General features: G+C 62.9%; 22 protein-coding genes. 10 read left to right on the forward strand and 12 right to left on the reverse strand.

Features of this window, described 5'->3' with window-relative positions:
- Nucleotides 1-14 precede the first annotated feature (14 nt).
- The 6 genes from queE to KUG85_RS06570 all read right to left on the reverse strand — a co-directional run bounded on the left by queE (nt 15) and on the right by KUG85_RS06570 (nt 5417).
- Complete coding sequence (gene queE / locus KUG85_RS06545; protein ID WP_223004610.1) at nt 15-746, reverse strand: 7-carboxy-7-deazaguanine synthase QueE; 732 nt, start codon at nt 744-746, stop codon at nt 15-17.
- Entirely contained in the window at nt 743-1099 is a 357-nt protein-coding gene (gene queD / locus KUG85_RS06550; RefSeq protein ID WP_223004611.1) for a 6-carboxytetrahydropterin synthase QueD, read from the reverse strand. Before queD ends, queE begins: the two co-directional genes overlap by 4 nt.
- Nucleotides 1092-1820: a 7-cyano-7-deazaguanine synthase QueC gene (gene queC, locus KUG85_RS06555; protein ID WP_223004612.1), complete on the reverse strand. Its 729-nt coding sequence runs from the start codon at nt 1818-1820 to the stop codon at nt 1092-1094. The genes queD and queC overlap by 8 nt, the downstream gene beginning before the upstream one ends.
- A 137-nt stretch (nt 1821-1957) precedes the next feature.
- Nucleotides 1958-3055, reverse strand: a complete 1098-nt coding sequence (locus KUG85_RS06560; RefSeq protein WP_223004613.1) for a M24 family metallopeptidase — start codon at nt 3053-3055, stop codon at nt 1958-1960.
- Between the two features lie 87 nt (nt 3056-3142).
- A complete protein-coding gene (locus KUG85_RS06565) occupies nt 3143-4729 on the reverse strand; it encodes an ABC transporter substrate-binding protein (RefSeq protein WP_223004614.1) in 1587 nt (528 codons plus the stop codon).
- A gap of 22 nt (nt 4730-4751) precedes the next feature.
- Nucleotides 4752-5417, reverse strand: a complete 666-nt coding sequence (locus KUG85_RS06570) for a helix-turn-helix domain-containing protein (protein ID WP_223004615.1) — start codon at nt 5415-5417, stop codon at nt 4752-4754.
- Nucleotides 5418-5652: 235 nt separating this feature from the next.
- Here KUG85_RS06570 and KUG85_RS06575 point away from each other — a divergent pair, with 235 nt between their 5' ends.
- The 7 genes from KUG85_RS06575 to KUG85_RS06605 all read left to right on the forward strand — a co-directional run bounded on the left by KUG85_RS06575 (nt 5653) and on the right by KUG85_RS06605 (nt 11820).
- Nucleotides 5653-6729 (forward strand): ABC transporter permease, encoded by a 1077-nt coding sequence (locus KUG85_RS06575; protein WP_223004616.1) that lies wholly within the window; start codon nt 5653-5655, stop codon nt 6727-6729.
- On the forward strand, nt 6726-7622 hold the full coding sequence (locus KUG85_RS06580) for an ABC transporter permease (RefSeq protein ID WP_223004617.1): 897 nt from the start codon (nt 6726-6728) through the stop codon (nt 7620-7622). The genes KUG85_RS06575 and KUG85_RS06580 overlap by 4 nt, the downstream gene beginning before the upstream one ends.
- Nucleotides 7619-8464, forward strand: a complete 846-nt coding sequence (locus tag KUG85_RS06585) for an ABC transporter ATP-binding protein (RefSeq protein WP_223004618.1) — start codon at nt 7619-7621, stop codon at nt 8462-8464. The genes KUG85_RS06580 and KUG85_RS06585 overlap by 4 nt, the downstream gene beginning before the upstream one ends.
- Entirely contained in the window at nt 8461-9213 is a 753-nt protein-coding gene (locus KUG85_RS06590; protein ID WP_223004619.1) for an ABC transporter ATP-binding protein, read from the forward strand. Before KUG85_RS06585 ends, KUG85_RS06590 begins: the two co-directional genes overlap by 4 nt.
- Before the next feature lie 12 nt (nt 9214-9225).
- A complete protein-coding gene (locus KUG85_RS06595; RefSeq protein WP_223004620.1) occupies nt 9226-9723 on the forward strand; it encodes a GAF domain-containing protein in 498 nt (165 codons plus the stop codon).
- Between the two features lie 90 nt (nt 9724-9813).
- Nucleotides 9814-11145, forward strand: a complete 1332-nt coding sequence (gene hisD / locus KUG85_RS06600) for a histidinol dehydrogenase (protein ID WP_223004621.1) — start codon at nt 9814-9816, stop codon at nt 11143-11145.
- A 102-nt stretch (nt 11146-11247) separates the two neighbouring features.
- Nucleotides 11248-11820 (forward strand): P-loop NTPase family protein, encoded by a 573-nt coding sequence (locus tag KUG85_RS06605; RefSeq protein WP_223004622.1) that lies wholly within the window; start codon nt 11248-11250, stop codon nt 11818-11820.
- On the opposite strand, the gene KUG85_RS06610 is transcribed toward KUG85_RS06605, so the two are convergent.
- Genes KUG85_RS06610 through KUG85_RS06620 form a run of 3 tightly spaced genes read right to left on the reverse strand, consistent with a single transcriptional unit; the run spans nt 11783 to nt 13829 of the window.
- The gene (locus KUG85_RS06610; RefSeq protein WP_255606284.1) at nt 11783-12457 is read right to left on the reverse strand and encodes a class I SAM-dependent methyltransferase; all 675 of its coding nucleotides are present in this window, start codon (nt 12455-12457) and stop codon (nt 11783-11785) included. The two genes, KUG85_RS06605 and KUG85_RS06610, sit on opposite strands and share 38 nt — an antisense overlap.
- Nucleotides 12458-12480: 23 nt before the next feature.
- Entirely contained in the window at nt 12481-13368 is an 888-nt protein-coding gene (locus tag KUG85_RS06615; RefSeq protein WP_065817294.1) for an NAD(P)/FAD-dependent oxidoreductase, read from the reverse strand.
- A gap of 2 nt (nt 13369-13370) precedes the next feature.
- Nucleotides 13371-13829 (reverse strand): Rrf2 family transcriptional regulator, encoded by a 459-nt coding sequence (locus KUG85_RS06620; protein ID WP_223004623.1) that lies wholly within the window; start codon nt 13827-13829, stop codon nt 13371-13373.
- Between the two features lie 189 nt (nt 13830-14018).
- On the opposite strand from KUG85_RS06620, the gene KUG85_RS06625 reads away from it, so the two are divergent.
- Nucleotides 14019-14954, forward strand: a complete 936-nt coding sequence (locus tag KUG85_RS06625; RefSeq protein ID WP_223004624.1) for an Abi family protein — start codon at nt 14019-14021, stop codon at nt 14952-14954.
- A gap of 12 nt (nt 14955-14966) precedes the next feature.
- Here the strand turns inward: KUG85_RS06625 and KUG85_RS06630 are convergent, their stop codons facing one another.
- Genes KUG85_RS06630 through KUG85_RS06640 form a run of 3 tightly spaced genes read right to left on the reverse strand, consistent with a single transcriptional unit; the run spans nt 14967 to nt 17054 of the window.
- A complete protein-coding gene (locus KUG85_RS06630) occupies nt 14967-15362 on the reverse strand; it encodes a Fur family transcriptional regulator (RefSeq protein ID WP_223004625.1) in 396 nt (131 codons plus the stop codon).
- Nucleotides 15359-16192, reverse strand: a complete 834-nt coding sequence (znuB, locus tag KUG85_RS06635) for a zinc ABC transporter permease subunit ZnuB (RefSeq protein ID WP_223004626.1) — start codon at nt 16190-16192, stop codon at nt 15359-15361. Before znuB ends, KUG85_RS06630 begins: the two co-directional genes overlap by 4 nt.
- Nucleotides 16182-17054: an ATP-binding cassette domain-containing protein gene (locus KUG85_RS06640; protein WP_223004627.1), complete on the reverse strand. Its 873-nt coding sequence runs from the start codon at nt 17052-17054 to the stop codon at nt 16182-16184. The genes znuB and KUG85_RS06640 overlap by 11 nt, the downstream gene beginning before the upstream one ends.
- Before the next feature lie 156 nt (nt 17055-17210).
- Here KUG85_RS06640 and znuA point away from each other — a divergent pair, with 156 nt between their 5' ends.
- Nucleotides 17211-18263 carry a zinc ABC transporter substrate-binding protein ZnuA gene (gene znuA, locus KUG85_RS06645; protein ID WP_223004628.1) on the forward strand — a complete coding sequence of 351 codons (1053 nt, stop codon included), beginning with the start codon at nt 17211-17213 and terminating at the stop codon, nt 18261-18263.
- A gap of 399 nt (nt 18264-18662) precedes the next feature.
- Nucleotides 18663-19886, forward strand: coding sequence for a zinc metallochaperone AztD (gene aztD, locus KUG85_RS06650; RefSeq protein ID WP_065817288.1), 1224 nt, complete (start codon nt 18663-18665; stop codon nt 19884-19886).
- Nucleotides 19887-19895 lie beyond the last annotated feature (9 nt).

Below are 19895 nucleotides of genomic sequence, written 5' to 3' on the forward strand. Positions count from 1 at the left end.
GCGGTCGCTTCCTTTCAGACGCCGCGCCGGTTGCCCCACAGGAGCACATGGAGCTGCGGCAGGATGTGGGGGGAGAACCAGCGGTCGGCCACGGTGCGGTCCACCAGCCAGCGCATGCGCTCCAGAATGCCTTCCATGTCGATGGCGGCATCCTCGGCTTCGGCCTCGGGGGTTGGTGGCGGCGGGGTGTGGTTGCCCGGCTGGAGGTAGAGGGGCAGGGCGGGGTAGCGCTCAGCCGCATCCTTCGCCCAGCGATAATCGGCCTCGTCGAAGACGACGATCTTCATCACCGTGGATGCAGATCCGGCGGCGGCTATGCAGGCGTCGAAACGCTCCCAGTCCACCGTCTCGCCAGAGGAGGGCGGCTTGGGGCTCAGAACCAGCATGTCGAGCTTTGCGAACCAGTCACGGGCGACGGAGCCCTGCGTTTCAAGCGCGAAGCGATAGCCCTCGGCGCGGCCCGCATCGATCAGCTCTTCGAAGGGCTGGATCGCCGGGTTGCCGCCGGACAGCGAGACCATGACCGGCGCGCCGCCGGAGAGCTCCCTTATGCGCTCAAGCACGTCCTGGCTCCGCATGGGCACCCAGTCATGGCGATAGGCATTGTCGACGGCATGCAGGCTGTCGCACCAGCGGCAGCGATAGTCGCAGCCGCCGGCGCGCACAAACACGGTCGGCATGCCGATCAGCGCGCCTTCGCCCTGGATCGTGGGGCCGAAAATCTCGGCGATGCGCAGCGTGCTCATGGCCGGTATTCCGCCCAGGTCTTGGGCGTCTCGCTCACGCGCACCGCCGACACCTCGCTCCAGCGCGTCCGGCACCAGTCGAAGAGTGACTTGGCCAGAAACTCGGCGGTGACGCCGTCATGGCCGAACACATCGTTCAGGTGCCGGTGGTCGAGCGTGTCGTCGATATGGTCTTTCAGGGGCTTGAGCTCGCGGTAGTCGCGCACGAAGCCGTGATTGTCGAGCCGCTCCCCGGCCAGTTCCACCACCACGATGTAATTGTGCCCGTGCAGCCGCGCGCAGGGGTGGTCGTCGGGCAGGTTCGCCAGGCGGTGCGAGGCGGAGAAGTGAAACTCCTTGCTGACCCTATACATGCTTTGCTTCCCCGTTGGTCTGTCGTGGGGTGGTCTGCCCGGTGGCAGCAAGCCAGAAGTCCGGATCGTCATAGATTGTGGGGTCGGGCACGCCGGCTTCGTGGAAGGCCTCGCGCCGCTCCACGCAGGTGCCGCAGCGCCCGCAATGGTTTTCGCCGCCCCTGTAGCAGGACCAGGTTTCGGCAAAGGGCGTTTCGACGCGCGCGCCCTCGCGCACGATGTCGCCCTTGGTGCCGTTCACGAAGGGCGTGTAGAGGCTGACCGCGCCCATGCCTTCGAGCGCAGCATCCTGCATCGCCTGAAACGCATCGATGAAGCCCGGCCGGCAATCGGGATAGATGAAGTGATCGCCGCCATGAACGGCGGCGGCGACGGCATCGGCCCCGCGCGCTGCGGCAATGCCGAAGGCGATGGTGAGCATGATGGCGTTGCGGTTGGGCACCACCGTCACGCGCATGGTCTCCTCGGCATAGTGCCCGTCCGGCACGTCGATGGCGTCGGTTAGAGCCGAGCCGGAGAGATGCCGGCCGATGGCGGAGATGTCGAGAAGGTCGTGAGGGACGCTGAGCCGGGCGGCAGCCTTTGCCGCGTAATCCAGCTCCTTGCGATGTCTCTGGCCGTAATCGAAGGAGATCAGGCCAATAAGGGTTCGTTCCCGCGCCACCTTGTGGGCAAGGGAAACGGAATCGAGTCCGCCTGAGCAGACGACGAGCGTTTTCATGATCGGGTTCCTTGTTTTAATGACCGGGTAGGCTGCGACCGGTGCCGGAATTCTCCGGCGGCTGGAGGCGTATCAGACCTTCAGCCCAAAGAAAAGCGGCGATCGGTTTCCCGACCGCCGCCTGGCGTTGTGAGCTTTTATCCGCGCAGCTGTGCGGTGCGCGGCAGGTCGGAGAGGATCTCCGCACCGTCGGCGCGCATGATGACGATCTCTTCCAGCCGCAGGCCGAACTTGCCGGGCAGGTAGATGCCGGGCTCGATGGAGAACACCATGCCTTCGTCCAGAACGGTCTCGGAGGTGGCGGTCATGTAGGGCGGCTCGTGAATGTCGATGCCGAGCCCGTGGCCGGTGCGGTGGGGGAAACAGTCGCCATAGCCGGCCTCGGTGATCACGTCGCGCGCGGCCTTGTCGATGGCCTTGGCCGAAACGCCGGGTTTTGCCGCATTCAGCGCCGCGACAACCGCCTGCTCGACGATGGCGTAAACCTTCTCAAACTCCGCATCGGGCTTTCCGTAGTAGCCGACGCGCGTCATGTCGGAGGGGTAGCCGTCCAGCCGGCCGCCGGTGTCGATGAGAACCGCGTCGCCTTCCTTCAGCTTCGTGTCGCCGGTGTGGTGATGCGGGAACGCGCCATTGCCGGCAAAGCAGACGCTGGTGAAGACCGGCACCGCACCCGCCGCCTTGTAGACGTCGCGGATGGCTGCGGAAATTTCCAGCTCGGTGACACCGGGCTTCAGCGCATCGAAACCGGCCATGGCGGCCTTGTCGTTGAGCACTGCGCTCGCCTTCAGGCGCTTGTACTCGTCTTCGTCCTTGCGGGCGCGCAGATGGCCGACCGTGTCGTCGGTGAAGCGGCGCTTTGCGCCGGGCAGCGCGTCGAGCAGAAGCAGCGCGAAATCGGCGCGCATCGTCTCGTCGATCACGACGCTGGGAGCCGCCGGTAGGTTCGATGCCGTGAGGAGTTCCGCAAGGGCCGCGTCCGGGCCGTCATCGTCGCGCCAGGGGAAGAAGGGCAGGTCGGTCTTCTGGCGCGAGCTGTCGACATTGAGCGCGGGCATCAGGAAGCCGGCATGATCCTTCGAGACGAGCAACATGACAGGGCGTTCGTCGCCATGCGGATCAAGGCCCGCCACATAAATCATGTGGCTCGACGGGCCGATGGCGACGAGATCGGTCTCGGTTTCGCGCATGCGCTCGCGCAGGGCCTCAAGCCGCCGGTTGGAGGTGGTGGGCATCGAAAAACTCCAGATTTGAGAGAGGCGCTTTGAAAAGAAAGGAGACCGCCACGTCTGGCGGGGCGGCCTCGAATACTGCGGCTGGTCTCAGTCTTTCGTGACGAGCCGGTAGTAGACGAAGTCGGAGGTGGCGCCGTTCACATAGCCGTTCACCTTCTTGTCCATCGCCACCTGATAGGCAGCCTGGAACATGATGACGATCGGCGACTTGGCCTGCACCTCCTTCTGCAGCTCGACATACATCGCGTTGCGCTTGTCGGCGTCGGATTCGGCCAGAGCCGCAGCGGTCTTGTCGTTCATCTCCGTCGGCACGGCCCAGGCGTTCCGCCATGTGGTGGTGGCCTGGTAGTTGTCGTCGGAATTGTCGCGGTTATAGGCGAAGGCCTTCGCGTTGGAGTGCGGATCCATGAAATCCGGGCCCCAGTAGAGCAGCATCGCCTCGTGGCTGCGCTCACGATACTTGGTGATGACCTGCGAGCCCGTGCCGGGGATGATGTCGAAATTGATGCCGGCTTCCGCGAAGCTTGCCTGCAGCGACTGCGCCATGTCGGTGAACGGCGTCGAGTTGATGACGTCGAGCGTCACGTTGATCGGCGTTTCCACACCGGCATCGGCAAGGATCTGCTTCGCCTTCTCCGGGTCGTAGGTGTAGGGCGTCTCGTCATAGGAACCGGGGAAGCCCTTCGGCCAGAAGGCCTGATGGATTTCCATCTGTCCCTTGAGGAAGCTTTCGGTCATGCCTTCGTAGTTGACGAGGTAGCGCGCGGCCTCCCAGACGGCTTCGGGCTGCAACGCTTCCGTCTTCTGGTTGAAGGAGACGAAATGCACGGCGGCCTGCGGATAAGTCTCGACCTTGATGTTGTCGGCGCTGATGCCGTTGATCTGGTCCGGCGTCAGGTTGCGGGCCATGTCCACATCGCCCGACTGAAGGAGAAGCTGCTGGGTTGCTGCTTCCGCCACGTGACGGATGATGACGTTCTCGACCTTAGGCGCACCCTTGAAGTAGTCGGCATTGGCGCCCATGCGCACCAGCTCGCCGGGGCGATAGGCCGTCAGCTTGAACGGGCCGGAACCGGCGGAGTTGGCGTTGAGCCACTTGTTGCCCATGTCGCCGTTTTCTTCATGCTCCATGACCGTCTTTTCATCGACGATGGAAGCCGGGCGCGCGGCCAGCACGTTGAGCACGAAGGCAGGCGAGAAATCGCCCTCATATTTCACGACAACCTTGTTGCCGTCGACGGTGACCATCTGGTCCACATTCTCCGCCGTCCAGCCGAGCTGGGCGAGGATGAACGCCGGGGTCAGATTCAGCTTGATGACGCGGGCAAAGGAAAACGCCACGTCTTCCGCGCGCACCGGGTTGCCCGAATGGAAGGTCGCGTCGTCGCGCATGGTGAAGGTGATGGTCTTTGCTTCCGCATCGGCTTCCCACTCGGCTGCAAGGCCGGGAGCGAGCACCGTCGGGTCTTCGGCGTCATACTGAACGAGACGGTCATAGATGTTGGTGACCAGCTCGCCCGACGAGAACTCGTAGGCCTGTGCTGGATCGATGGCGACGATGTCGTCGATGTTCTGCGCGACGACCAGCACATTGTCCGGCGTGGCTGCGAGCACATGCTGCGAAAGCGGCATGGTGAGGGCGGCGGCAAGGAGCGCCGTCTTGAAGAGCTTCATCATGTTCTCCCCCTTTTCTGGATCAGGAATTGCTCTCGGTTTTTCTGGTGGGATTGCCGGAGGCCCTGTCCGGCGAAACCAGTTCGATGCGGTTGCCGGCCTGGCCATTGGCGCCGAGCACAGTCAGCGTGCCTGTCCACAGAATGCGGGCCAGCGTGTCGGTGGTGTTCTTCCAGGCATGCGGGGTGTTGCCGCGATAGTGCAGGCTGTCGCCGGCCTTCATCACCATTTCCTCGCCGTCGAGATACTGGGTGATGGTGCCTTCGAGAATGTAGATCAGCTCTTCGCCTTCATGGCTCACCGTCTCCGAGGAATAGCCGGGCGGCACGGTCAGCACGAAAGAGGATAGCTGGCTGCCGGGAAACTCCGTCCCGAGCCGCTCATAGATGATCGAGGAGCCGGCAATTGAAAATTGCTGGCGGCTTTCGGTCCGCGTCAGCCCGTCCTCGGCGCGGGGCTGGGCAATGAAATAATCGAGCCCGACACCCAGCGCGCGGGCAATGCCGGCGAGCGAACCGAGCGTTGGTGTCGCATTGTCGCGCTCAACCTGACTCAGATAACCGACGGAAAGACCAGCCGCCTTGCCAAGCTGTTGCAGGGTGAGGCCGAGTTGCCGGCGGCGCGCGCGTATCAGCACACCGATCCTAGTGTCGACATCGGGCGTGGCGCGGGCCGGCTGCGTGCTCAAAGTTCTTTCCTCCACAAAATTTTTTTTGATGTAACCAGATCTCTTTGTATCATCCAAACGCTTTTTTAAAAGGTTTTGCAGGGCGCGGGGTGAACTTTTTGCGCCGCAAAACTGCATGAAAACAGAATGTTGGCTTCTTGGTGCTGTGCGCGCCGGCTTGCAGGTCAGCCAGGGGAGAGGGGCGCGCATTTGGGGCATCCATCAACAGAAACAGCGGCCAGAGAGTGAAAAAGCCATGGCATTTGAACCATCCACCGGGGCTGCCAGCGCACGCATGGGCATGCTGGCCGGCCGTGCCTTCGAGGGCGTTGCGAGCGTTCTGCGTTTCGCCATCGTCGTCGCCGGCACATTTCTCGGCCTGCTGGCCATCACTTTCTTCATCGGTCGTGTCGTGCCGATCGATCCCGTGCTCTCGGTTGTTGGCGACCGGGCGACACAGGAAGTCTATGAGGCAGCGCGTCAGGCCATGGGGCTCGACCGACCGCTCATCGTGCAGTTCTTCGCCTATGTGGGCGACGTTCTGACAGGCGATCTCGGCATGTCGATCTCCACCGGGCGCCCGGTGGTCGATGATCTGGCGCGCGTTTTCCCCGCGACGCTGGAAATGGCCACCATCGGCATCATCATCGGTGTCGTGCTGGGCGTGCCCATGGGCGTTGTCGCCGCCACGCATCAGGGCAGCTGGATCGACCAGGTGATCCGCGTGCTCGGCCTGCTCGGCTATTCGGTGCCTGCCTTCTGGCTCGGCCTTGTCGGTCTCGCTGTCTTCTATGCGGGGCTTGGCTGGGTTGCCGGCCCGGGCCGCGTCGATATCTTCTATGACGGTCTGCTCGATCCCGTGACCGGGCTTTATCTCATCGACAGCGTGATCGCCGGCGAGTGGGATATTTTCTGGAACGCGCTCGACCATCTGATGCTGCCGGCATCGATCCTCGGCTTCTTCTCGCTGGCCTATATCGCCCGCATGACGCGCTCCTTCATGCTCGACCAGCTCGGGCAGGAGTACGTCACCACGGCGCGCGTGAAGGGCGTGTCTGAACGCCGTGTCATCTGGCGGCATGCGTTCTATCCGATCCGCATCCAGCTCATCACCGTGATCGGCCTGTCCTATGCAGCACTCCTGGAAGGGTCGGTGATGATCGAGACCGTGTTCTCGTGGCCGGGCATCGGCAATTATCTCACGACCGCGCTTCTGACCGCTGACATGAACGCCGTTCTCGGCGCGACGCTGGTGATTGGCGCTGTCTTCATCATGATCAACAAGATTTCCGATGTGCTTTACCGCATCCTCGACCCGAGGGCACGCCGATGATTGACTGGCTTCTCGACGATTCCCCGACCTCGCGCCTGCAGGCCAATATGGGCCGCGCATGGCGCGTCTGGACCGCACTGTTACGCAATCCGCTCGCCGTTGTCGGCGCGCTGATCGTGCTGGTGCTGGTCGTCATGGCGATCTTCGCACCGCTGATTGCGCCCTACTCCCCCATTGGGCAGGATCTCGCAAACCGCCTCATGCCGCCCTCCGCCGAACACTGGATGGGCACGGATGAGCTTGGCCGCGATATCTATTCGCGCGTCGTCTACGGTGCGCGCATCACGCTTCTGATCGTCACAATGGTGGCCGTCATCGCCGCCCCCATCGGCCTCGTGGTCGGTGCGGTGTCCGGCTATTTCGGTGGCTGGGTCGACCGCGTCCTGATGGGCGTGACCGACATCTTCCTGTCGATGCCGAAGCTCATTCTGGCGCTTGCCTTCGTGGCGGCGCTTGGACCGGGCATCGAAAACGCCATCATCGCCATCGCCATCACCGCATGGCCGGTCTATGCGCGCATCGCTCGCGCCGAGACGATCACCTTCCGGGATTCGGAATTCATCTCGGCGGTCAGGCTGCAGGGTGCTTCGGCAACGCGGGTCATCCTGCGTCACGTGCTGCCGCTCTGCGCGTCCTCGACCATTGTGCGCGTGACGCTCGACATGGCGGGCATCATCCTCACCGCCGCCGGCCTCGGCTTCCTTGGCCTCGGCGCGCAGCCGCCGCTTCCCGAATGGGGCGCGATGATCTCGCGCGGGCGCAACTTCATCCTCGATCAATGGTGGGTCGCCACCATGCCGGGCTTTGCGATCATTCTCGTCAGCCTCGGCTTCTGCTTCCTGGGCGATGGTCTGCGTGACGTGCTCGATCCCAAGCAGGGAGAAAAGCAATGAGCGCACCGCTGCTTGAAATCGAAAACCTGACCGTCACCTTCCCGACGTCCAGGGGACCGGTCGACGTGGTGAAGGGCATTTCCTTCTCGCTTGGCCGTGAGCGTCTGGGCATCGTCGGCGAATCCGGTTCCGGCAAGTCGATGACGGGTCGCTCCATCCTGCGGCTCATCCGCAAGCCGGGCCGCGTTGCGGCGGACCGGATGACCTTCGACGGCATCGACCTTCTGTCGCAAAGTGAACGGCAGATGCGCGAGCTTCGCGGCGCGCGTATCTCCATGGTGATGCAGGACCCGAAATTCTCGCTGAACCCGGTGATGACCATCGGCGAGCAGATCGGCGAGGCGCTGCTCACCCACAAGAAGCTGCCGCGCAGCGAGCTGAAGGCGCGGGTGCTTTCCATGCTGGAAGCCGTGCGCATCAACGAACCGGAGCGGGTGGCGAACCTCTATCCGCACGAGGTTTCGGGCGGCATGGGCCAGCGCGTCATGATCGCCATGATGCTCATCCCGGAGCCCGACCTTCTGATCGCCGACGAGCCGACTTCGGCGCTCGACGTTTCGGTGCAGGCGCAGGTGCTCGACATCATCGACGATCTCGTGACCGGCAAGGGCATGGGGCTGATCCTCATCAGCCACGATCTGAACCTCGTCTCGCGCTATTGCGACCGCATCCTCGTGATGAACAGCGGCGAGATCGTTGAAACCTGCAAGGCCAGCGATCTCAACAAGGCGACGCACCCCTATACGAAGGGCCTTCTCGCCGCCATGCCACGCATGGACGAGGACCGCGACGAACTGCCGGTGCTCGACCGCAGCACCTGGACCACGGGAGCGGGTACATGAAGAACGCCGCAATTCATCTCGAAAGCCTGTCGATCAGCTACGGCAAGACGCCGGTGGTGTTCGATGTCAATTTCTGGGTCGCCGAGGGCGAGAGCTTTGCGCTGGTGGGCGAGTCGGGGTCCGGCAAATCGACCATCCTGAAGGCGATCAGCGGGCTTGCGCCCGACTGGACCGGCAAGATTTCCGTACTTGGAAAGCCGCGCGGCCATGCGCCGGACCGGGAGTTCGCAAAGGTCTGCCAGATGGTGTTTCAGGATCCGTATGGATCGCTGCATCCGCGCAAGACGGTGGATGACTGCCTGGCCGAGCCGCTTGCCGTGCACGGCATTGGCGGGCGCGACACGCGCGTGAAGGACATGCTCGACGCGGTCGGTCTCGACCAGCGTTTCCGCTTCCGCTTTCCGCACCAGCTTTCGGGCGGCCAGCGGCAGCGCGTGGCGATTGCCCGTGCGCTGATGCTGGAGCCGCGCGTGATGCTGCTCGACGAGCCCATCTCGGCGCTCGACGTGTCGGTGCAGGCGGAAATCCTCAACCTCCTGAAGAAGCTTCGCCGCGAGCAGGGGCTCACCTATCTGATGGTGACCCACAATCTGCCCGTGGTCTCCTTCCTCTGCGACCGGATGGCGGTCATGCGTCATGGCCGCGTTGTCGAGATCGCAGAGGTGGATGCGTTGAAGACGGGTCGGCTTTCCGATTCCTATTCGCGCGAACTCTACGCCGCCAGCGGCGGCACGCTCCAACCCGCATAACAGAGACTGAACATGACCGACTACACCGGCCCGCTGGCCGAATTCGACCGTGCGCTTTCACGCGCCACGACCCCGGATGCACCCTTCGATGCGCTGCTGGAGCTGACGCGTGCCGTGGTCGGCACGAAGCTGTTCACCTTCATGACGGCAGACATGAAGACGGAAACGGCAAGCCGCTCCTACACCTCGCATCCGGAAGAGTATCCGGTGTCTGGCACCAAGCCGATCCATTATGACCGCTGGTTCGAGACCGTGCACAAGAAGCGCGAATGCTTCGTCGCCAACACGCTGGCCGACATCGACACCGTGTTCCCCGACGCCACGCTGATCGGCAAGCTCGGCTGCGGCTCGGTCATCAACCTGCCGGTGGTGCTGGGCGATACGCTGGTCGGCACCGTCAACATGCTTGATGTCGAGCATCACTACACGCCCGAGCGCGTGGCGCTTGCGAAGGCCTGGCTCTCGGTGCCGGCAAAGGCTGCATATCTCGCCAGCCGGGCACTGGGTTAAGCCGTTTCCCATCTTTGCCTCGGGAGAAAATAGGGTATACGTGCCGCGGGCGGCAAAACCGCCTGTCGCACAACCCTAGGAAGAGTGAAAATGTCGAACCGCGTTGCCTGGCACGAACTGTCGAAACTGTCTGCTGAAGAGCGCAAGACGCTCTTGACGCGAACGGAAGACGATCTCACCCATTTTCTGGAGAATGTCGCGCCCATCATCGAGGCGGTGCGCAAGGAGGGCGATGTGGCGCTGGCCCGCTTCGCGCGCATGTTCGACAAGGCGCAGGTCGAGCCGGACGCGATCGCTGCGACGGAAGAGGATTTCGACGCCGCCTTCAAGGCACTCGATCCGGAGATGATCGAGACGCTGGAATTCTGCGCCGACAATATCCGCCGTTTCCACGAGGCGCAGCGGCCTGAAGAAATGTGGATGAAGGAAATCCGCCCCGGCGTTCTGGTGGGCGAGCGCGCCACGCCCATTGACAGCGTTGCGCTCTATTCGCCGCGCGGCAAGGGCACCTTCCCCTCCATGACGCTCATGACGGCGATCCCGGCCGTGGTGGCCGGCGTGCCGATGCCCATCGTGCTCACCCCGCCCGGACCGGACGGCAAGGTGGATGCGGCGACGCTGGTTGCCGCGCGTATTGCCGGCGTGAAGCATGTCTACAAGGCCGGTGGCGGTCAGGCCGTCGCCGCTGCCGCCTATGGCACGGACACGGTGCCGCGCTGCGCCAAGTTCGAAGGCCCCGGCAGCCCGTGGATCGCCGCCGCCAAGCGCCTGCTTCAGGGCCAGATCGCTTCGCGTCTCCCCGCCGGCCCCACCGAGAGCATCGTGCTGGCCGATGAGACAGCCGACCCCGAAATCGCGGCGCTCGACCTCTTGGTCGAGGCCGAACACGGCAGCGACAGCTCCAACTTCTTCGTCACCTGGTCGCGCGACGTTGCGGAAAAGGTGCGCGATGCGCTGCCGAAATACTGGGCGGAGATGAGCGCCGAGCGCGTGCGCTACTCCTCCGATGTTCTGGGTGGCACAAGCGGCGGCATCGTTCTGGCGGACACGCCGGAAGAGGCGTTCGCCTTCGTCAACGACTACGCGCCCGAGCACCTGCAGATCCTGTCCAAGACGCCGTTCGAATATCTGTCGCGCGTGCGCAATGCGTCGGAAATCCTGCTGGGCGAATATGCGGCGGGCTCCATGGCCAATTACGCGATGGGCCCGAACGCCGTTCTGCCGACGTCGGGCATGGCGCGCGCGCATTCGCCGCTCGGCGTGCACGACTTCATGAAAACCTCGTCCATCGGGCACGTGACCGCACAGGGCTATGCCGAGTTCGCGCCGCACACGCTGCGCTTTGCTCGCTATGAGGGCTTCGATGCCCATGGAAATGCGGTGACGAAGCTCAGGAACAATCACGTAGAGAAGGGCGAGTAGGGCGCGAAGCGGCCTTCAAGGAAACGCCACCAGCACGCAATTCTTGACAGAATCACCCGCAAAGCGCATTGCAACCGCCCCTTGCAATCCATCGGTGTTCTCATGTTGCCCCTTGCATCGCTCGGCGAGCGCATTGTCATTCTCGGCCCGTCCAACGCGGGTAAATCAACGCTGGCTCTCGCCCTGTCCGAAAAACTCGGGCTTCCGGCGGTCCATCTCGATCAGCTACAGCATCTGCCGGGCACCGACTGGCAGACGCGGCCGGAGGCCGAGTTCAGGGCTTTGCACGATGCGGCGATTGAGGAGGAAAGCTGGGTGATGGAGGGAAACTACTCCCGCCTCATGCCGCAGCGGCTGGCTCGCGCCACCGGCATCATCCTCATCACGTCCAGCCCGTGGCTGCGCATCGGGCGCTATCTGAAGCGCACGCTGGTCAACCGGGCTGATCGCGCCGGGCATCTGGAAGGCGCGCAGGACAGCATCAAATGGGAGATGATCCACTGGATCCTCGTCAAGACCCGCAACAGCGATGCCAAATACGCAGATGTTGTGCGCAGGTCCGGCCTGCCAGCCGTTGAATGCCGGACGGCCCGCGCGCTTAGCGATCTGTACTGCGCCTGGGAGCTTCAGTCCCCGGTCAGACAGCGGGGAGCGCGTGGCACACCCAGCCCCTGAAGCTGAAGCCCGCATAGAAAAGCTCGATATCGCCGAAACCGGCTTCCGCCAGCAGGGCTTCATCTTCCTCCGGTGCCAATGCGGGCAGGTTCTGTCGCATCGCCGCGATCTGGGCCATCACCTTGCCCGATACCTCACCCGATGCTGCGTGAAAGGTCGCATTGCGCCTGAGCCAGCGCTCGCCGGCTGGCGTTTCGATGGGAAAGCTGTGATGTGCCACGACAAGCGGCGCTCCGGGCTGAAGCCGGGAATGCAGCGTCCGCAGCGTGTCGAGCCGGGCCTCACGCGGCAGAAAATGCAGGGTGAGGAAGCAGGAAGCGCCATCGAAACGCTTCTCGGGCGCGTCCTCGATATAGCCCTGGTGGAAGGTAACCCGGTTTTGCATCTCACCAAGCGTGGCCCGCGCCAGCGCCAGCATGTCGGCGGAGGGATCGATGCCGTCGAAGCGCCAGCCGGGATAGGCGCGTGCAAAATTGCGCAGTTCCAGCCCGCCGCCCGCACCGAGCACGAGAACCCGCCCGTTTCGCGGAACACGCTCTGCCAGCAGGATGCCGGCCATGCGATGCATGTCGGCAAGGCCCGGCACCTGCCGCATCACCCGCTCCTCATACCCGTCTGCCGGAGTGGTGGCTGTCATCTGTGAAGGAGGCATGTCGCGTCCTATCCGGGCCAGACCAGCGAGCGGTGAACCTGCGCGCCGGCCATCGCCCCGTCCGCCACGGCAAGCGAAACGGAATGCGGCACCAGCGCGACATCGCCGCAGGCAAAGGCACCCGAAACGCTGGTTTCCTTGGACGCATCCGTTTCGACCTGCGTCCCCATCGGCGTCTCCTGAAGCGCACAGCCGAGCGCCACCGGAAGGTTGCTGGCCGGCTCCACCCGCGGCGCCACAAAGAGCCCCGAAAAAGAGAGAACCCGCCCGTCCGCAAGCTCCACATCCGCGTCATTGGCGATGCGTGCAATGCCTGTCGTTTCGATGCTTGCTCCGCGCTGGATGAGCTTCTCCCTTGTCTCCGGGTCGAGCGTCAGCGCATCGTTGGGCAGGAAGGTGACCTCACCCCACTCGGTCAGAAGCTCGGCTTGATGGGTCGACATTTCGCCGCTGCCGATCACGCCAATGCGCCCCTGGTTCAGCTCATACCCATGGCAATACGGGCAATGGAAAATGTTGCGGCCCCAGCGCTCTGCCATGCCCTCGATGGCCGGCAGATGGTCGCGCACGCCCGTGGCAAAGATCACGCGGCGGCCGGGATGGTGCGCGCCATCTGCGCATTCGACGACAAACCGGTCGCGCTCGCCGGAAACGGCAGTGGCGCGGGCGGCGATCACGTTCACAGTTGGATATGCCTGCAATTGACGCCGGGCCTCCAGCGCGATCTGCGCCGGATCGGCGCCGTCGCGGCTCAGAAATCCGTGGGAGTGCCTGGCCGCGCGGTTTCGTCTTTCGCCCGCATCGATAACCAGCACCCTGCGCCGCGCTCTTGCAAGCTGCAGTGCCGCGGCCATGCCGGCATAGCTGCCGCCGATGATGATGACATCCTGTTTCATATTCATAGGTCCTGACCCTGGGGCCCCTGCCTGCGGCGCTCGGCGTACCGGCGAGAGAAATCGGCGGCGAGGTCGGCAAGCGTGATTTGTGAAAAACGTTCCAGAAGCAGCGCTTCTGCCTTGATGAATGTGTCGTCGAGCGCCGCATTGACCGCCTGCTCCACCAGGCATTCGGGCATCTCATTGCGGTTTCCGATGGCAAAGAATGCGGGCTCCCCCAGGGCAGCATGCAACTGCCGGAGCGTGACGGTCCTGAGGTCTGCCGCGATGCGCCACCCGCCGGCCGGCCCGCGATCCGAGGTCACGATCCCCGCCTTGCGCAACAGCCCCATCGTGCGCCGCACGACCACGGGATTGGTACCGAGGCACTTGGCCAGCGTCTCGGATGTCATCGCCCCGTCCGCTTCGTGCATGTGAAGCAGCGCGTGCAGGACGGAGGAAAGGCGGCTGTCTCGTTTCATGTAACTTATGTAGTTACGATTCGAGGCATGCGTCAAGGGGAGAAGCTTGCTTCCATGTAATCGTTCAGGCCGGATTCTTGACAGGTGAGCATTGCGTGTGTATCTATGCTTATAACAACACCCCCCAGGCGATCAGTTGTAAAACTGAGCTCAATACCGGGGGGTTCCTTTTATCTGCACTGCGGTACAGTGAAATACTCCAAGACACCGACGGGTATTGCTGAGCAAGTCGACCTGTTGATCGAGCGGGGGATGGCGGTCCCATCGCGGGAAGATGCGGAGTTGTGGCTTGCATCAGTCGGTTACTACCGGATGAGCGCTTATTGGCTTCCACACGAAGAAGTGGCTCCAGAAGGCAAGGTTCGCAGTAAACGTTTCAAAGCAGGCACGCATTTCAACAGCATTAGAGATACATATATTTTTGATCGACGGTTGCGCCTTCTTCTAATGGAGGCAATAGAGCGTATCGAAATTCATCTGCGCTCACGTTGGACCTATCGACTGGTCCATAAGTATGGTGCACACGCTCATCTGGACCACAGCCTGTTTGGCGATGGATTGCGTCACAGTGAGCAGCTTGTACGATTGGCGCGATCAGTCGACTCTTCTAAAGAGACTTTTGTAATTCACTATAAAGGCAAGTACACGGAGCCCTACTCTCCACCCCTTTGGGCTGCCACGGAACTGATGTCATTGGGCGAACTGTCGAAATGGTTTCAGGCAACAAAAGACAGCAGCGTTAAATCGGCTGTTGCGGCGGATTTGGGATTGCCATCCGGGCAGGTCACAGAGGGCGTTCTGCAGGTTTTGTCTTTTGTGCGGAATATATGCGCGCATCACGCTCGACTATGGAATCGTCGTATCCTGAAGCGCATACCCAAAATCAATCACTGGAACAATGATCTGGTACTGGTTGAACACAAGGGGCAGCGCCAGAACGACAATCACATATACAATGTTCTGATTGTACTATTGCGCCTCTTGGATCATCAGCGAACCGACAGCAGCTTTCGGATGAGGTTGAGGGGGCTTTTGGAAGGGGTATCCTCTGAGCATCGCCGCGACATGGGCTTTCCCGGGGATTGGAGGCAACGCCCTGCTTGGGTGCAAACGGGACAGCGATAGAGCAATCGTTCGCTATTTTCCGCCCGCACACCCGCTGCAATTGCCACGAATCTCGATTGTCGTCTTGGCCGGCCTGAAACCGTGCGAGCGGGTCCAGCCGTCGAGCCGGTCCTTCACCACGTCGTCGGAAAACTCTTCCACCTTGCCGCAGGCCTCGCAGATGGCAAAGGCGATCAGTTCCTGTTCATGGCAGTTGGGATGCGCGCAGGCGACGAAGGCGTTGAGGCTCTCCAGCCGGTGCACCAGCCCCAGCTCCGTCAGTTTTTCGAGCGCGCGATAGACCTGCAGCGGCGCGCGCAGCCCGTCGCCGCGCAGCCGGTCGAGGATCGTGTAGGCGCTGAGCGGAGCCTCGGCACCGGAAAGCGTTTTCATCACCAGCGCCTGGTTGCGTGTCAGATCGGCACTCATGGTTTTGTCTCCGTGGAGGGCGTATCGGAGGGCGCTTCGCCTTTCGCCACGGGTGAGGGCGTCAGGCTCAGCAGGAAGAGCACAAGCGCCGCCACCACGATGGACGGTCCCGAAGGTGTATCGAATTGCAGCGACGCCGTCAGCCCGCCGACAACCGAAAATGCACCGATCAGCGCGGCGAGCACGGCCATGACCTCCGGCCCGCTGGCAAAGCGGCGCGCCGTGGCCGCCGGGATGATCAGCAGTGCGGTGATGAGCAGGATGCCCACAAGCTTCATGGCAATGGCAATCACCGCCGCCATCAACAGCATGAAGACGAAGCGCGAACGTTCGGGCTTCAACCCCTCGGCCTGCGCGATGTCTGGGTTGATCGTGGCTGCCAGTAGTGGCCGCCACAGCCAGATGAGCAGGGCAGTCACTGCCGCTCCCCCGGCATAGATCACCGCAATATCGGCCTTCGACACCGCGAGAATGTCGCCGAACAGAAAGCCCATCAGGTCCACCCGCACCCATGTCATGAAGGCGACCATGACAAGGCCGAGCGCAAGGGTGGAATGCGAGAGGATGCCGAGCAGCGCGTCGGTGGAAAGCGCCCGCCGCCGTTCCAGAAAGATGAGCGCCAGCGAGGCGAGCGCCGCCACCAGGAACACGCCCACCATGAGGTTGATCTCCATCACCAGCGAGAGCGCCACGCCCAGAAGTGCGGAATGCGCCATCGTGTCGCCGAAATAGGCCATGCGCCGCCACACGACGAAACAGCCGAGCGGACCCGTCACCAGGGCAAGGCCGATACCGGCGACAAGCGCGCGGATAAAGAAATCATCGAGCATCGCTGCCCCCCTTTGCCGGCGCTTCGGTACCCACATGGTCATGGTGGTGGTGACCGTCATCCTTGTGGCAGTGCTCGGTGATCGTTCCATCGGCATGGCGCACACGGCCGTCGGCCAGATGCGTGTGGTCATGATGATGGCGATAAAGCGCCAGCGCCTCGGCGGCGCGCGTGCCAAAGAGCTTTCGGTATTCGGGGCTGTCCATCACGCTCTGCGGCTCGCCGCGGCAGCACACATGGCCGTTCAGGCAGATCACCGTGTCGGTGTCGGCCATCACGATGTGCAGATCGTGCGAGATCATCAGTATGCCGCAGCCCGTCCGGTCCCTTATGTCGCGGATCAGCTCGTAGAGCGCCACCTCGCCCGTGAAATCCACGCCCTGAACCGGCTCGTCGAGCACCAGGAGGTCCGGCTTGCGCAGCATGGCGCGGGCCAGAAGCGCGCGCTGGAATTCGCCACCGGAAAGGGCCGCCACCTGCCGCTCCGCCAGATGCCCCACGCCGGCAGCCTCAAGAGCGGTGCGGATCTCCTGCCGGCCTGCCGGTGCCGTCAGCGTCATCAGCCGTTCCACACTGAGCGGGAGCGTCCAGTCGAGCGCCACTTTCTGCGGCACATAGCCCACTCTCAGCGTGCCTGCCCGGTGCACATGGCCCTCGCTCGGCTGGATGATGCCGATCGCCGTCTTGGCCGTCGTGCTCTTGCCGGATCCGTTGGGCCCGATCAGCGTCACGATCTCGCCCCGCCGCACCGAAAGGTCAACCCCGCGCACCAGCCAGCGCCCGCCGCGGCTGACCCCGGCATTGTGCATCTCCACCAGCATGTCGCTGGAGGTCTGTGCCAATGATTTTGATTTTTCCAGCATGTGAATTTTTCCGACTTGTCAGCGGATATGGCACACGTTATAGCGTAACGCAAGGATGTGTAATGTCATAACATTTGTGCCGGTAGGGGCCAAGTGGGGAGCCGGTGTTGTGGCTGCATGTCCGTCTGTTCGTTCGACGCCTGACAGGAGCCAGCCATGAAATCGTTTCGCCTTTCCCTCGCTGCCGCAGCATCCGCCCTCACGCTGCTCGCTTCAGCCGGGGCAACCGGCGCTTCCACAGCCGATCTGGAGGTCGTGGCTTCCATCAAGCCGGTGCACTCCCTGGTGGCCGGGGTGATGGAAGGTGTCGGCGAGCCGCAGCTCATCCTGCAGGGCGCCGGCTCGCCGCACACCTATTCCATGCGTCCCTCCCAGGCGCGCATGCTGGCCGCTGCCGATGTCGTGTTCTGGGTCGGCCCCAATCTGGAGGTCTTTCTGGCGAAGCCGCTTGAGACGCTGGCCGGCGAGGCAAAGCTGGTAAGCCTCTCCGAAAGCGAAGGCATCACGCTTCTCGACATGCGCGAGGGCGGGGCGTTCGAAGCGCATTCCCACGGCGATGAAGACGGTCATGGTGATCATGAGGAAGGCCATGATCACGAGGAGGGTGAGAAGGATCACGCCGAAACGGACCATGCCCATGACGACGATGCCCATGACGACGATGCACATGAGGGACACGACCACCACGATCATGGCCCGGATGCGCATATCTGGCTCGACCCGGAAAATGCGAAAAGCATCGTCAATGCCATCGCCGAGGCCCTGAGCGAAGCCGACGCCGAAAATGCCTCAACCTACGCAGCCAATGCGGCAAGGCTCAACGAGCGCATCGAGGCGCTGGAAACGGAAATCGCAGCCGAGATCGAGCCCGTCAGGGACCGTCCCTTCATCGTCTTCCACGATGCCTATCAGTATTTCGAAAAGCGCTTCGGCCTTGCCGCCGCCGGGTCCATCACGGTCAGCCCGGAGGTCATCCCCGGGGCTCAGCGGGTGGATGAGATCCGCACAAAGGTCAGCGAACTCGACGCCGCCTGCGTCTTCGCCGAACCCCAGTTCGAGCCACGTCTCGTGGAAGTCGTCACCGAGGGAACCGATGCCAGATCCGGTGTTCTCGATCCGCTCGGTGCCGAGATCGCGGACGGCCAGGATCTCTATTTCGAGCTGATGCGCGGCATGGCGGCCTCCTTCAGGGGTTGTCTGACGAAGTAAGGAAGAAGCGGAAATCGGATTCTTTCCGCGATTGCCGGGGACTGGGTGCCGCCGCCGCGTCAGCGTTTCGGTAAAACGATGAACGTCCCGGCCCACGGCCGGGGAAGCCCAGCGGATCGCCTGGCACACAAGCCCCCAGGGTCAGGCGGGCGCCCGGTTCAGACAGTGCCTATTCCGGGCGCCGTTCACTGCGTCATGGCGCTCATGATCGAACATCGGGGGAGGGCGGTATCGGCGCACATCCAGCCCTTCTCAAAGCAGACTTCAGAACCGGCAAAGGTGTCGGTCCCCAAGGGGCCCTCAGGGGTGCCCATGCCCCAAGCACACACAGCCCCCCTTGGGGGGCGCAGCAAGATTTCAACCTGATATCGAAACGTTATAACAGTAAGGAGAATTGCAATGCGACCGTTCAACCGTCTTATGAACACGGGCGTTCTCGCACTGGGCACGGCGCTCGCCGCCATCCAGCCCGTTCACGCGGACGATCACGAGGCGTGGCGCCTCTTCATCGCCGATCACACCGCGCCGGAGCTTCGCGTGCTCGATGCGGAAAAGGGCGAGACGATTGAAACCTTCTCGCTTAAAGCTCCGGCCCGCATCTATGCGACCGAGAGCAATGAAACCGTCTTCGCCGTCCAGCGCGATGCCAACACGGTCACGGCCTTCTCCACCGGCATTCACTTCGACGACCATGGCGACCATGCCGATATCGAGGTCACGGAACCCAAAGCGCTGGAAGGCTCCGTCGACGGCGAGCGCCCGGTGCATTTCGTGGCGCATTATGGCGAGATCGCGCTCTTCTTCGATGGCGAAGGCGTTGCGCGGCTTGTGTCGGAGAAGGCGGTCACCGAGGGAAAGCCCGACATCCGCGAAATCACGACCTCGGCACCGCACCATGGCGTTGTGATCCCCTATGGCGCACACGCAATCGTCACAGTGCCCAACAGCAAAGACCCGAGCGAACTGCCCGAGGGTGTTCAGGTGGTGGATGCAAAGGGCGCAGCCATCGGCGAATCCGTTGCCTGCCCCGGTTTGCACGGTGAGGCGACTTCGGGCAACATCACGGCAATCGCCTGCGATACGGGCCTGCTGCTCGTCACGGGCGGACGCAGTGCGGTTCCTGAAATCCGTCACATTGCCTATACCGACGGTCTGCCGGACGACCTCAAGGTCTCCACACTCGCCGGCGGCAAGGCGCTGCAGTATTTCCTTGGAAATTTCGGCAAGTCGAACCTCGTGCTGATCGACCCGGAAGATGAAGACGCCTTCCGCCTGATCGAGCTCCCGGTACGCGCCGTGCATTTCGTGGTGGACCCGGTGCGGCCCAAATTCGCCTATGTCTTCACCGAGGACGGCAAGCTCAACCGCATCAATGTCCTGTCCGGCAAGATCGACCAGTCGCTTGAGCTGACCGCACCCTATTCCATGGACGGTCACTGGTCAGACCCGCGCCCGCGCATTGCCGTCACGCATGACGAGATCGTGGTCACCGACCCGCTCAAAAGCGTTGTCCATGCCGTCGATGCTGCGAGCTTCGAGAAAGCGCGCGACATAGCGGTCGAGGGCATGCCCTACAACATCGTCGCCGTCGGCGGCTCGGGCGAAAGCCACGAAAACCACTGATCGCGGGCC

Origin of the sequence: Nitratireductor rhodophyticola, from assembly GCF_019891355.1 — a bacterium.
In the GTDB taxonomy this organism is placed as follows: domain Bacteria; phylum Pseudomonadota; class Alphaproteobacteria; order Rhizobiales; family Rhizobiaceae; genus Nitratireductor; species Nitratireductor rhodophyticola.

Bases quoted from the DNA above. Each gene is read 5' to 3' on its own strand.
- KUG85_RS06640 (WP_223004627.1), bottom strand. From the start codon at position 17,054: ATGCTGGAAAAATCAAAATCATTGGCACAGACCTCCAGCGACATGCTG.
- KUG85_RS06615 (WP_065817294.1), bottom strand. From the start codon at position 13,368: ATGAAACAGGATGTCATCATCATCGGCGGCAGCTATGCCGGCATGGCC.
- KUG85_RS06565 (WP_223004614.1), bottom strand. From the start codon at position 4,729: ATGAAGCTCTTCAAGACGGCGCTCCTTGCCGCCGCCCTCACCATGCCG.
- KUG85_RS06585 (WP_223004618.1), top strand. From the start codon at position 7,619: ATGAGCGCACCGCTGCTTGAAATCGAAAACCTGACCGTCACCTTCCCG.
- KUG85_RS06560 (WP_223004613.1), bottom strand. From the start codon at position 3,055: ATGCCCACCACCTCCAACCGGCGGCTTGAGGCCCTGCGCGAGCGCATG.
- KUG85_RS06630 (WP_223004625.1), bottom strand. From the start codon at position 15,362: ATGAGTGCCGATCTGACACGCAACCAGGCGCTGGTGATGAAAACGCTT.
- KUG85_RS06590 (WP_223004619.1), top strand. From the start codon at position 8,461: ATGAAGAACGCCGCAATTCATCTCGAAAGCCTGTCGATCAGCTACGGC.
- znuB (WP_223004626.1), bottom strand. From the start codon at position 16,192: ATGCTCGATGATTTCTTTATCCGCGCGCTTGTCGCCGGTATCGGCCTT.
- queC (WP_223004612.1), bottom strand. From the start codon at position 1,820: ATGAAAACGCTCGTCGTCTGCTCAGGCGGACTCGATTCCGTTTCCCTT.
- KUG85_RS06610 (WP_255606284.1), bottom strand. From the start codon at position 12,457: ATGACAGCCACCACTCCGGCAGACGGGTATGAGGAGCGGGTGATGCGG.
- queE (WP_223004610.1), bottom strand. From the start codon at position 746: ATGAGCACGCTGCGCATCGCCGAGATTTTCGGCCCCACGATCCAGGGC.
- KUG85_RS06605 (WP_223004622.1), top strand. From the start codon at position 11,248: ATGTTGCCCCTTGCATCGCTCGGCGAGCGCATTGTCATTCTCGGCCCG.
- znuA (WP_223004628.1), top strand. From the start codon at position 17,211: ATGAAATCGTTTCGCCTTTCCCTCGCTGCCGCAGCATCCGCCCTCACG.
- queD (WP_223004611.1), bottom strand. From the start codon at position 1,099: ATGTATAGGGTCAGCAAGGAGTTTCACTTCTCCGCCTCGCACCGCCTG.
- aztD (WP_065817288.1), top strand. From the start codon at position 18,663: ATGCGACCGTTCAACCGTCTTATGAACACGGGCGTTCTCGCACTGGGC.
- KUG85_RS06580 (WP_223004617.1), top strand. From the start codon at position 6,726: ATGATTGACTGGCTTCTCGACGATTCCCCGACCTCGCGCCTGCAGGCC.
- hisD (WP_223004621.1), top strand. From the start codon at position 9,814: ATGTCGAACCGCGTTGCCTGGCACGAACTGTCGAAACTGTCTGCTGAA.
- KUG85_RS06595 (WP_223004620.1), top strand. From the start codon at position 9,226: ATGACCGACTACACCGGCCCGCTGGCCGAATTCGACCGTGCGCTTTCA.
- KUG85_RS06575 (WP_223004616.1), top strand. From the start codon at position 5,653: ATGGCATTTGAACCATCCACCGGGGCTGCCAGCGCACGCATGGGCATG.
- KUG85_RS06620 (WP_223004623.1), bottom strand. From the start codon at position 13,829: ATGAAACGAGACAGCCGCCTTTCCTCCGTCCTGCACGCGCTGCTTCAC.